We start from the raw sequence: 11253 nt of genomic DNA, 5'->3' as shown, positions 1-11253 counted from the left end.
CAGGCGGCACGCCACACAGCGCGGCGCCAGGGTGCTGCGGCGCGCCAGGCCTGCACCGCCGGCCAGCGCCAAACCAGATAGCCTCCCGCCAGGCCCAGCCCTACCGGCACCAGCACCCCCAGGTGCAAGTGCCCGGCCGCCAAGGGCACGGTACCCAGCCCCAGCAGCACCAGCGCGGCCACGGCCAACAAAGCTCGTTGCATTCCCCATCCTCTCGTCACACGCACACGCCAGCACAAAAAAACCCGCTGCGGGGCAGCGGGTCTGCGTCATGGCCAAGCAGTCAGATCATTCAAATTCCAGAATGATATCGTCCACCGCGAGCGAATTGCCCTTCGCGGCACTCACCTTGCTCACCACGCCGTCTTGCGTTGCAAACAGGATGTTTTCCATCTTCATCGCTTCAATGACGGCCAGCTTCTCGCCTGCCTGCACCTTCTGGCCGGGCTGCACCGCCACATCGACGAGCAGGCCGGGCATGGGCGAGAGCAGGAACTTGGACAGATCCGGTGGTGCCTTATAGGGCATCAGCTGGTAGAGCTCGGCGCCGCGCTGTGACAGCACCAGGATATCGCGCTGCGTGCCAGTGTGGATCACCCGCAAGGCCAGCGGGTTCTTGGCCGTGCCGCGTTCGATCTGTGCGGTAAAGGGCTGGCCGTTGCAAGTGCCGTGGGTGACGACATCGCGCAGCACCGCTTCACTGCTGAACTGGTAGATCTTGTCGCCAATGCTGACCTTGCAGACGCGGGCTTCGTCGTCAAAATCGGTCACCTCGGCCGAGACAAAGCTGTGCTGGCCTTCGGCGCCCAGCACCACCGCCGTGTAGCTGTGGCCCACGCGCAGCTGGTGGCCCAGCATCTGGCCGCTGATGGTGGAGGCGCGCGCGCGGTAGCGGCGGTTGCGGAACATCGCCAGCGCCACCAGAAAATCCGTGTCCTCGTGGGGCACGTCCTCGGCATGGAAGCCCTGGCCATAGTGCTCGGCGATAAAGCCGGTGTTGAACTGGCCGGAGACAAATTGGGGGTGGGCCAGCAGCGCGGCCTGGAAAGGAATGTTCGAGCTGATGCCGCGGATCGCAAAGCCGTTGAGCGCCTCGCGCATCTTGGCAATCGCCTCGTTGCGGTCCTTGCCATGCACGATCAGCTTGGCAATCATCGAGTCGTAGTACATGGGAATCTCGCCGCCCTCGTACACACCGGTATCGACACGCACGCCCTGCAAATGGGCGGTATCGGCCTGCCACATGGTCTGCTTGGGCGGCTCAAAGCGCACCAGGCGGCCGGTCGATGGCAGGAAGTTGCGGAACGGGTCTTCGGCATTGATGCGGCATTCGATCGCCCAGCCATCGCGCTTCACATCAGCCTGGCTGAAGGACAGCTTCTCGCCCGCCGCCACGCGGATCATCTGCTCGACCAGATCGAGGCCGGTGATGCACTCGGTCACCGGGTGCTCCACCTGCAGGCGGGTGTTCATTTCCAGAAAGTAGAAGTCCTGGTCCTTGCCGACGACAAACTCCACCGTGCCGGCGCTCTGGTACTGCACGGCCTTGGCCAGGGCCACGGCCTGCTCGCCCATCGCCTTGCGCGTGGCATCGCTGATGAAGGGCGATGGCGCCTCTTCGATCACCTTCTGGTGGCGGCGCTGGATCGAGCATTCGCGCTCGTTGAGGTAGACCACATTGCCGTGGCTGTCGCCCAGGATCTGGATCTCGATATGGCGCGGCTCCTGCACGAACTTTTCGATAAAGATCCGGTCATCGCCAAAGCTGTTGCGCGCCTCGTTCTGGCAGGCAGTAAAGCCCTCGAGCGCCTCCTTGTCGTTGTAGGCCACGCGCAGGCCCTTGCCGCCGCCACCGGCCGATGCCTTGATCATCACCGGGTAGCCAATGCCCTGGGCAATGCCCACCGCTTTTTCCGCGTTCTCGATGGCATCGTTGTAGCCGGGGATGGTGTTGACCTGGGCTTCGTTCGCGAGCTTCTTGGAGGCGATCTTGTCGCCCATCGCAGCAATCGAATGCGCCTTGGGGCCGATAAAGGCAATACCCTCGTCTTCGCAGCGCTTGGCAAAGGCCTCGTTCTCCGACAGGAAACCATAGCCCGGATGGATGGCCTGCGCGCCGGTCTTGCGCGCCGCATCGATGATGCGGTCGGCCAGCAGGTAGGACTCGCGGCTGGGCGCTGCACCAATATGCACGGCCTCATCGGCCAGCTTCACATGGCGCGCTTCCTTGTCCGCATCGGAGTAGACCGCAACGGTCTGGATGCCCATGGTTCGGGCCGTGGCGATCACGCGGCATGCAATCTCGCCGCGATTGGCAATCAGGATTTTGCTGAACATGGTTGTCGTCTCTTGGTTGAATCTTTCGGTTGGCCACCATGCTGCCGTGCTTACGGCAGCGCCTTGTCATGCGCCCATTGCCCGCCGGGCATGAGCAAATAGTCTTCGCAATCGATCTCGCTGCAGCGCACACTGCCGAGCAGTTGCAGCATCACCTGGTCCTGCGTGCGCACATCGGTCGAGCGCCCCTGCACTTTCACCGCCAGCAGGCGGCTGTCCTTGCCCCAGCGGGCAATCTCAGGGCCTTCGACCACGGCTGCCGTGCTGTCCCAGCCTTCGCGGTGTGCGGTGCGCACCGTTGCCAGCCGGCGCGAGAGGATGCGCTCAGGCCGCACGCCCACCAGCACCACCTGGCCGCGCAAGCCCCCCAGGTTTTTGTCCAAGGTCGGCAGGTCCACCACGCGCCGGGCCTGGTACTGGCGCACCATCGCCTGCAGACGCTGGGCGTTGGCGCTGTATTCGCGCTGCTGCTCGGGCTGACCGGCATTGTGCTGCTGCTGGGCCGCTGCGTTGTTGCTGTACTGCTGGAACAGCAGCTCGCGCCCCTGCAGCGAAGCCGTGGCCCGCACCACCGGCGCGGGCAGATGGCCATCGGCATCCGCCGCCAGCTCAAAGCCCTGGTAGAGCATCAGCCGCACCAGGTTCTGCGCCGCAGCCGGGCAGACACGCTGCCAGTGCTGCAAGGCCGCCTGCAGCCATTGCCGCGCCACCTGCTCGGAGCCCAGCGGCGAATGGATGTCCACCAGCACATGCAGCGCCATCGGTGCGCAGGCATCGGCTGGCGTGTTGCCGTCCAATGCCGCCTGCACCCAGAGGCGCCCGCCCTTGCCTTCGCTGTCTGCCAAGGGGCCCAGATCGAGCAGCACCTGGCTGTCAGCCAAGGGCCGAGCGGCGCGCACTGCCGGGCGGCTGAGGAAAATGCCCCGGTCAAAGCGGCCCTGCCAGACAATGGGCGCCGCCCCAGCATCGCTGCGCGGCAGCCACTGCGCCCGGCCCTCGCCTTGGGCCAGGCCGTTTTCACAGCCCCCCTGGTACGAGAACACGTATTGCCAGGACTGGGCCAGTGGCGCACCACTGCGCGCCACACAGCTGCTGCCCGGCGCTGCCGGCATGCCAGGCTGGGTTTGCGCGCCAGCAGCCACACCCATGCCGGCCATGGCTGCGCACAGCAGGCGCTGCGCCAGCCAGCGCTGCGCCAGCAGGTGCTGCGCCCGCCGTCTTGCGGCCATGCGAAGTGGGACAAAGGTGGAGCGCATCCAGGCCTGCAGCGTTTAGAGCGGGATATTGCCGTGCTTGCGCCAGGGGTTCTCAAGCTGCTTGTTCTTGAGCATCTCCAGGCTGCGGCAGATGCGCTTGCGCGTCTCGTGCGGCAGGATCACATCGTCGATAAAGCCCCGCGCGCCAGCAACAAAGGGGTTGGCAAAACGGGTCTTGTATTCGGCCTCGCGCTTGGAGAGCTTGTCCGGGTCGTTCTTGTCTTCGCGGAAGATGATCTCGACAGCGCCCTTGGCGCCCATCACCGCGATTTCTGCCTGCGGCCAAGCCAGGTTCACATCGCCGCGCAGGTGCTTGGAGGCCATCACGTCATAGGCACCGCCATAGGCCTTGCGGGTGATGACGGTGATTTTTGGCACCGTGCATTCCGCGTAGGCGTAGAGCAGCTTGGCGCCGTGCTTGATGATGCCGCCGTACTCCTGGCTGGTGCCGGGCATAAAGCCGGGCACATCGACAAAGGTGACCACGGGGATGTTGAAGGCATCGCAAAAGCGCACAAAGCGGGCGGCCTTGATGGAGCTCTTGATATCCAGGCACCCGGCCAGCACCAGCGGCTGGTTGGCCACAATGCCGACGGTCTGGCCGGCCATGCGCGCAAAGCCGATCAGGATGTTCTTCGCATACTCGGGCTGCAGCTCAAAGAAATCGCCGTCATCCACGGTCTTGATGATCAGCTCCTTCATGTCGTAGGGCTTGTTCGGGTTCTCGGGCACCAGGGTGTCGAGCGACATGTCGGCGCGGCTGACCGGGTCGGTCGTCGCCCGCACCGGCGCCTTTTCGCGGTTGTTGAGCGGCAGGTAGTTGTAGAGGCGGCGCAGCATCATCAGCGCCTCGACATCGTTGTCAAAGGCCATGTCGGCCACGCCACTCTTGCTGGTGTGGGTGACGGCGCCGCCCAGCTCTTCGGCCGTGACCTGCTCATGGGTCACCGTTTTGACCACCTCAGGGCCGGTGACGAACATGTAGCTCGAATCCTTGACCATGAAGATGAAGTCGGTCATCGCCGGCGAGTAGACCGCGCCACCGGCGCAAGGGCCCATGATCATCGAGATCTGCGGCACCACGCCCGAGGCCAGCACATTCTTCTGGAACACATCGGCGTAGCCGCCCAGCGACGCCACGCCTTCCTGGATACGGGCGCCGCCCGAATCGTTGAGGCCGATGACCGGTGCGCCCACCTTCATCGCCTGGTCCATCACCTTGCAGATCTTCTCGGCATGCGTCTCCGACAGCGCGCCGCCAAACACGGTGAAATCCTGGCTGAAGACAAAGACCAGGCGGCCATTGATCATGCCGTAACCGGTAACCACACCGTCGCCCGGGATCTTGGTCTCTTCCATGCCAAAGTCGGTGCAGCGGTGCTCGACAAACATGTCCCACTCTTCGAAGGTGCCGTCGTCGAGCAGCAGCTCGATGCGCTCGCGCGCCGTGAGCTTGCCCTTCTTGTGCTGCGCATCGATGCGCTTTTGCCCGCCGCCCAGGCGGGCGAGTTCACGCTTTTTCTCCAGTTGTTCCAAGATATCTTGCATGTTCCATCCTTGAAGCTTGCTAGGTTGTCTCTCTGTCTTGATCGGGGCTCGCCGCCCGGCTCAATCCGCTTTGTGAATCATCGCCGCACTGCTTTGCGCCTGCAGCAGGTTTCTGGCCGCTGTCGATGCCGCCAACTGGCCCGAAGCGACTTGCTGCTGCACAGCAGGCAGCATATCGCGCACGGCAGGGTGGCTGCGAAACGCCAGCTTGAGCCCATGGTCAATGCGCTCCCACATCCAGGCGAGCGACTGCTTCTCGCGCCGCTGTGCCAGGCAGCCGTTGCTGGTCTGCATCTGCCGGTAGCTGCTGACCGCGTCCCAAAAGGCCTCCACGCCATCGCCCAGCAGCGCGCTGATCTGTATCACCCGGGGCTGCCAGAGCGCGCCGCGCGCCGCATGGTCATGGCTGCCATGCATGCCCAGCAGGCGCAGGCTGGAGGTGATCTGTGCCTGCGCTCGGGTGGCGGCATTCGGGTCGATATCGGCCTTGTTGATGACCACCAGGTCGGCCAGCTCCATCACGCCTTTTTTGATGGCCTGCAGGTCATCGCCGGCATTGGGCAGCTGCAGCACGCAGAACATGTCGGTCATGCCATGCACCGCTATCTCGCTCTGGCCGACACCGACGGTCTCGACCATCACCACGTCGTAGCCCGCCGCTTCGCAGACCAGCACCGCCTCGCGCGTCTTCTCAGCCACACCGCCCAGCGTGCCGCTCGACGGGCTGGGCCGGATATAGGCTTCGCTGCGAATCGACAGCTGCTCCATGCGCGTCTTGTCGCCCAGGATGGAGCCGCCCGACACGGTGGACGACGGGTCAATCGCCAGCACCGCCACGCGCAAGCCCTTGCCGATCAAATACAGGCCCAGGGTTTCAATAAAGGTGGACTTGCCCACGCCGGGCACACCGCTGATGCCGAGGCGAAAAGACTTGCCGGTATGCGGCAGCAGCGCCGTCAGCAGCGCATCGCCCAGCGCGCGGTGGTCGGCGCGGGTCGACTCCAGCAAGGTGATGGCCTTGGCCATCGCGCGCCGCTGCAGAGCAGGGTTGTCCCCTTGCGTAATGGCGGCAACGCGCTCGGCAACATCGCTACTCATGCCGCCGCCTTGTCAAAACACTGCCGCAGCGCCCCTGCCACAGGGGCGCTTGCCGCCATCATTTGTATCGCCAACTCCATATCCACTACCTCTACGCCGGGGTCCACTGGTACAACAGGTCAATCGGATCGCCGCCCGTCTGCACAAAGCCATGGCGCTCATAAAACCGGATCGCATCGCTCTGGTTCAGCACCTCCAGCCATACCGCCCGGCCTTCGCGGCGCGCCTGGTTCTGCACCTGCTGCATGGCCCAGTCGCCAATGCGGCGGTTGTGCCAGGCCGGCAGCAGATAGAGATGCTGGAGCTTGAGCGGGCCATCTTCATAGGGCACGACCGTCAGCAGCCCGGCGCGCTGCGGGCCTGCGCCTTCGTCCACACAGATATGCCGCATGTACTGCGGCGCAAACTGGCGTTCAAAACGCTTGCGGGCATGGTCCAGGTTGAAGATGCCCAGCCGCTCCAGGCTCGGGCGCATCGCGGCCACGCGCAGCGCAAACAGCGCTTCAAAATCACTGTCGGCAACCGGGGCAAAGGAGAGATTCATGCTTTCTCCAAGCCTTTCTTCATCTTTTGGTGTAGCAAGTAGCCACCATAACCCAGTGCAACCCACACGCCCAGCCCGACGACAACCTGGCCCCAAGCTGGCAAAGTGAGCACCCGGTACAACAAGTACAGATACAGAATGCCAAGGACAGGCTCCACGAACATCATGACAAGAGCCTTCACATAGTCTTGCCAGAAAGGCGCTTGTTTGCCCTTGCCCATACCGATTTAGACAGCAACCGCTTTCTTGATCTGCTCGAGCACATCCTTGGCGCTGGCCGGGATCGGCGTGCCCGGGCCATAGACGCCTTTGACGCCTGCGTTGTAGAGGTAGTCGTAATCCTGCGCCGGGATCACGCCGCCGACAAAGACAATGATGTCGTCTGCGCCCTGCTTCTTGAGCTCTTCGATGATGGCGGGCACGAGGGTCTTGTGGCCGGCGGCCAGGGTGGAGACACCGACGGCATGCACATCGTTCTCGATGGCTTGGCGCGCGCATTCCTCGGGGGTCTGAAAGAGCGGTCCCATGTCCACGTCATAGCCCAGGTCGGCAAAGGCGGTTGCCACCACCTTGGCGCCCCGGTCATGGCCGTCCTGGCCGAGCTTGGCAATCATCACGCGCGGACGCCGGCCTTGGGCTTCGGCAAAGGCTGCGATCTCGTCCTTGAGCTTGTCCCAGCCTTCGGCCGAGTCATAGGCGGCCGCGTAGACACCGGTCACCTTTTGCGTATCGGCGCGGTGGCGGCCAAAGGATTTCTCCAGCGCGTCAGAGACTTCACCGACAGTGGCACGCAGCCGCACCGCCTGGATGGCCAGGTCCAGCAGGTTGCCCTCGCCGGACTCGGCAGCGGCGCTGAGCGCCTGCAGGGCCTTGTCCACGGCAGCGGCATCGCGCGTGGCCTTGATCTGGTTCAAGCGCGCAATCTGGCTGTCGCGCACCTTGACGTTGTCCACTTCGAGAATGTCGACCGGGTCTTCCTTGGCCAGCTTGTACTTGTTGACGCCGACAATCACTTCCTTGCCCGAGTCGATGCGCGCCTGCTTCTCCGCCGCAGCCGCCTCGATCTTGAGCTTGGCCCAGCCGCTGTCCACGGCCTGGGTCATGCCGCCCATCGCGTCGACCTCTTCGATGATCTTCCAGGCAGCATCGGCCATGTCCTGGGTCAGCTTTTCCATCATGTAGCTGCCGGCCCAGGGGTCGATCACATTAGTGATATGGGTCTCTTCCTGGATGATGAGCTGGGTGTTGCGCGCAATGCGGGCGCTGAACTCGGTGGGCAGCGCGATCGCTTCGTCCAGTGCATTGGTGTGCAGCGATTGCGTGCCACCAAACACGGCGGCCATGGCCTCGATGGTGGTGCGCACCACATTGTTGTAGGGGTCCTGCTCGGTCAGGCTCCAGCCACTGGTCTGGCTGTGGGTGCGCAGCATCAGGCTCTTGGGGTTCTTGGCCTCAAAGCCGGTCATGATGCGGCACCACAGCAGGCGGGCGGCACGCATCTTGGCGATTTCCAGGTAGAAGTTCATGCCCACCGCCCAGAAAAAGGACAGGCGCCCGGCAAAGGCGTCCACATCCATGCCCTTGGCGATGGCGGTTTTCACATATTCCTTGCCGTCGGCCAGGGTGAAGGCCAGCTCCAGCGCCTGGTTGGCACCGGCTTCCTGCATGTGGTAGCCGCTGATCGAGATCGAGTTGAACTTGGGCATGTTCTGGCTCGTGTACTCGATGATGTCGCCGATGATGCGCATGCTCGGCTTGGGCGGGTAGATATAGGTGTTGCGCACCATGAACTCTTTGAGAATGTCGTTCTGGATCGTGCCCGAGAGCTGGTCCTGCGCCACGCCCTGCTCTTCGGCGGCCACCACATAGCCGGCCAGCACCGGCAGCACCGCGCCATTCATCGTCATCGACACGGAAACCTTGTCCAGCGGAATGCTGTTGAAGAGGACCTTCATGTCTTCGACCGAGTCGATTGCCACACCGGCCTTGCCGACGTCACCGGTCACGCGCGGGTGGTCGCTGTCATAGCCCCGGTGCGTGGCCAGGTCAAACGCGACCGACACGCCTTGGCCGCCCGCGGCCAGCGCCTTGCGGTAGAAGGCATTGGATTCTTCGGCGGTCGAAAAACCGGCGTACTGGCGAATGGTCCAGGGCCGCACCGTGTACATCGTGGCCTGCGGGCCGCGCAGGTACGGTGCAAAACCCGGCAAGGTATCGGCAAACGGCAGGTCGGCGGTATCGGCAGCGGTATAGAGCGGCTTGACCGTGATTCCATCGGGCGTCAGCCAATCGAGGCTGCCCACATCGCCCCCGGGGGCGGATTTGCTGGCGGCCTTGTCCCAGGCGGCGCGGTCGGCCTTGGGAAACTCGGATGCAGTGTTGTGCTTCGCGGAATCAGTCATGTCTCAAGCTCGGGATACGTTATAGACAGTGCATATTGGCCTACCCACGGCCGCCAGGCAAGTGTACATTATTCATAATTATGAATGCAGAATTTTGAATTTCAGTCGCCTTCTGTACAATGGCGCCACCGATGAGCCTTCCCACTTTTGCGCCGCGTGCGCTGTACCAGGACGTTGCCGAGCTACTGCGGCAACGTATTTTTGCGCACCAACTGCCCCCTGGCAGCTGGATCGATGAGTTGAAAATTGCCGAAGAAATAGGCATCAGCCGCACGCCTTTGCGCGAGGCCTTGAAGGTGCTGGCCACTGAGGGCCTGGTCACGATGAAGCTGCGCCGTGGCGCCTATGTGACTGAGGTGTCGCAAAAAGACCTGCTCCAGGTCTACCACCTGCTGGCCTTGCTCGAGAGCGATGCCTCCGCCGAGCTGGCCAGCAAAGCCAGCGCCGAACAGATTGCCGAGCTACAAGGCCTGCATGACGCGCTGGAAGCGGCCGTCCATGAGCGCGATGCCTTTTTTATTGCCAATGAGCGCTTTCATATGCGCGTGCTGGAGATGCTGGACAACAAATGGCTCAGCCAGATGGTGGCCGACCTGCGCAAGGTGATGAAGCTCAACCGCCACAACTCCCTGTTCAAATCCGGCCGCATCGAGGAGTCGCTGCAGGAGCACCGCGCGCTGATGCGGGCGCTGGCCGCGCAGGACAGCAGCGCGGCACGCGCCTGCGTCATGCTGCACTTCAAAAACGGGCTGGCAGCCGCTTCTTAGTCTTGATAACGCAGCGCTGCCCTGGCTGCCTCAGCCCTTGAGAAAATGCGCGGCGCCCTGCGCCGCCCGCACGCCGCTCGACAAGGCCGCCGTCAGCAGATAGCCGCCCGTCGGCGCTTCCCAGTCCAGCATTTCCCCCGCGCAAAACAGCCCGGGCCGGGCATGGCACATCAGGTCATGCGACAGCGCAGTAAAGGCCACGCCACCCGCAGTGCTGATGGCCTCATCGATGGGGCGCGTAGCGACCACGGTGATGGGCGCGGCCTTGATGGTGCGCGCCAGCAGCTCGGCATTCTGCATGCCCTCCTTGCCCAGCACTTCAAACAGCAAAGCAGCCTTGATGCCATCCAAGCCCAGCCGGCTCTTGAGGTGGCTGGCCAGGCTGCGCGAGCCGCGCGGGTGGCGCACTTCGGCCAGCACGCGCTCGGCGCTGTGGTCAGGCAGCAGATCAACAAGGAAGGTGGCACTGCCCTGGGCCGTGATGGTATCGCGCAGCAGCGCAGACACCGCATAGACCAGGCTGCCTTCGACGCCGCTGTCCGTCGCGACAAACTCGCCACGGCGTGCAAAACCCGCCTCGCTGCCGTCATAAAAACGGATTGCCACTGATTTGAAAGGCTGGCCGGCAAACTTGCTGGCGAAAAACGGCGACCAGCCCGGTGCCGTCTCGCCATCGGCGGCCGGCAGCATGCGCACATCAAAGCCGCAGTTGGCCGGTGCAAGCGGGGCAGTTTCCACCCCCACCTGCGCAAGCAGCGGCACCCAGGCGCCGTCTGAGCCCAGCCGCGCCCAGCTGCCGCCGCCCAGCGCCAACACGGTGGCGCGCGCTTGCACGGCGGTCTCGCCATCGGGAGCGGCAAAGCGCAGTGCGCCGGCCGCGTCCCAACCCAGCCAGCGGTGGCGCATTGCAAAACGCACGCCAGCGGCCCGCATGGCCACCAGCCAGGCGCGCAACAAGGGCGCGGCCTTCATGTCCTTGGGAAACACCCGGCCCGAGGTGCCAACAAAGGTCTCGACGCCCAGATCCTGGGCCCAGGCCTGCACCTCCTCCGCGCCAAAATACTGCAGCCAGGACGCGACGACGGCCTGTTGGCGCCCGTAGCGCCCGACAAACGGCGCCATCGGCTCGGGATGGGTCAGGTTGAGGCCGCCGCGCCCGGCGAGCAAAAACTTGCGCCCTACCGACGGCATCGCGTCATAGACCGTCACCTGCAAACCGGCTTGCGCCAGGCGGTGTGCTGCCATCAGACCAGCCGGGCCGCCGCCAATGACTGCGACATCCACTGTGGCAGGGGGAGAAG

General features: G+C 64.0%; 9 protein-coding genes and 1 pseudogene. 1 reads left to right on the top strand and 9 read right to left on the bottom strand.

Annotated elements, in window-relative coordinates:
• The 8 genes and pseudogenes from H928_RS0108310 to scpA all read right to left on the bottom strand — a co-directional run.
• A pseudogene (locus H928_RS0108310) lies at positions 1–203 on the bottom strand (YdcF family protein); the annotation flags it as partial.
• A gap of 85 nt (positions 204–288) precedes the next feature.
• Positions 289–2337, bottom strand: coding sequence for an acetyl/propionyl/methylcrotonyl-CoA carboxylase subunit alpha (locus H928_RS0108305; protein WP_021026065.1), 2049 nt, complete (start codon positions 2335–2337; stop codon positions 289–291).
• 50 nt (positions 2338–2387) lie between these two features.
• Positions 2388–3566 (bottom strand): hypothetical protein, encoded by a 1179-nt coding sequence (locus H928_RS0108300; RefSeq protein WP_021026064.1) that lies wholly within the window; start codon positions 3564–3566, stop codon positions 2388–2390.
• Between the two features lie 42 nt (positions 3567–3608).
• A complete protein-coding gene (locus H928_RS0108295) occupies positions 3609–5141 on the bottom strand; it encodes an acyl-CoA carboxylase subunit beta (RefSeq protein ID WP_021026063.1) in 1533 nt (510 codons plus the stop codon).
• A gap of 60 nt (positions 5142–5201) precedes the next feature.
• A complete protein-coding gene (gene meaB, locus H928_RS0108290; protein WP_021026062.1) occupies positions 5202–6239 on the bottom strand; it encodes a methylmalonyl Co-A mutase-associated GTPase MeaB in 1038 nt (345 codons plus the stop codon).
• Between the two features lie 91 nt (positions 6240–6330).
• Positions 6331–6783, bottom strand: coding sequence for a GNAT family N-acetyltransferase (locus H928_RS0108280; RefSeq protein ID WP_021026060.1), 453 nt, complete (start codon positions 6781–6783; stop codon positions 6331–6333).
• A complete protein-coding gene (locus tag H928_RS0108275) occupies positions 6780–7004 on the bottom strand; it encodes a hypothetical protein (protein ID WP_021026059.1) in 225 nt (74 codons plus the stop codon). Before H928_RS0108275 ends, H928_RS0108280 begins: the two co-directional genes overlap by 4 nt.
• A gap of 6 nt (positions 7005–7010) precedes the next feature.
• Entirely contained in the window at positions 7011–9185 is a 2175-nt protein-coding gene (gene scpA, locus H928_RS0108270) for a methylmalonyl-CoA mutase (RefSeq protein WP_021026058.1), read from the bottom strand.
• A gap of 131 nt (positions 9186–9316) precedes the next feature.
• On the opposite strand from scpA, the gene H928_RS0108265 reads away from it, so the two are divergent.
• The gene (locus H928_RS0108265; protein WP_021026057.1) at positions 9317–9952 is read left to right on the top strand and encodes a GntR family transcriptional regulator; all 636 of its coding nucleotides are present in this window, start codon (positions 9317–9319) and stop codon (positions 9950–9952) included.
• Between the two features lie 30 nt (positions 9953–9982).
• Here H928_RS0108265 and H928_RS0108260 read toward each other — a convergent pair whose 3' ends face one another.
• Entirely contained in the window at positions 9983–11236 is a 1254-nt protein-coding gene (locus H928_RS0108260) for a TIGR03862 family flavoprotein (RefSeq protein WP_021026056.1), read from the bottom strand.
• Positions 11237–11253: the final 17 nt, after the last annotated feature.

Source organism: Comamonas sp. B-9, assembly GCF_000410635.1.
Lineage (GTDB): Bacteria > Pseudomonadota > Gammaproteobacteria > Burkholderiales > Burkholderiaceae_C > Comamonas.
This window is presented reverse-complemented; position numbering and strand designations above follow the sequence as displayed.

Bases quoted from the DNA above. Each gene is read 5' to 3' on its own strand.
- H928_RS0108305 (WP_021026065.1), bottom strand. From the start codon at position 2,337: ATGTTCAGCAAAATCCTGATTGCCAATCGCGGCGAGATTGCATGCCGC.
- H928_RS0108300 (WP_021026064.1), bottom strand. From the start codon at position 3,566: ATGGCCGCAAGACGGCGGGCGCAGCACCTGCTGGCGCAGCGCTGGCTG.
- H928_RS0108295 (WP_021026063.1), bottom strand. From the start codon at position 5,141: ATGCAAGATATCTTGGAACAACTGGAGAAAAAGCGTGAACTCGCCCGC.
- meaB (WP_021026062.1), bottom strand. From the start codon at position 6,239: ATGAGTAGCGATGTTGCCGAGCGCGTTGCCGCCATTACGCAAGGGGAC.
- H928_RS0108280 (WP_021026060.1), bottom strand. From the start codon at position 6,783: ATGAATCTCTCCTTTGCCCCGGTTGCCGACAGTGATTTTGAAGCGCTG.
- H928_RS0108275 (WP_021026059.1), bottom strand. From the start codon at position 7,004: ATGGGCAAGGGCAAACAAGCGCCTTTCTGGCAAGACTATGTGAAGGCT.
- scpA (WP_021026058.1), bottom strand. From the start codon at position 9,185: ATGACTGATTCCGCGAAGCACAACACTGCATCCGAGTTTCCCAAGGCC.
- H928_RS0108265 (WP_021026057.1), top strand. From the start codon at position 9,317: ATGAGCCTTCCCACTTTTGCGCCGCGTGCGCTGTACCAGGACGTTGCC.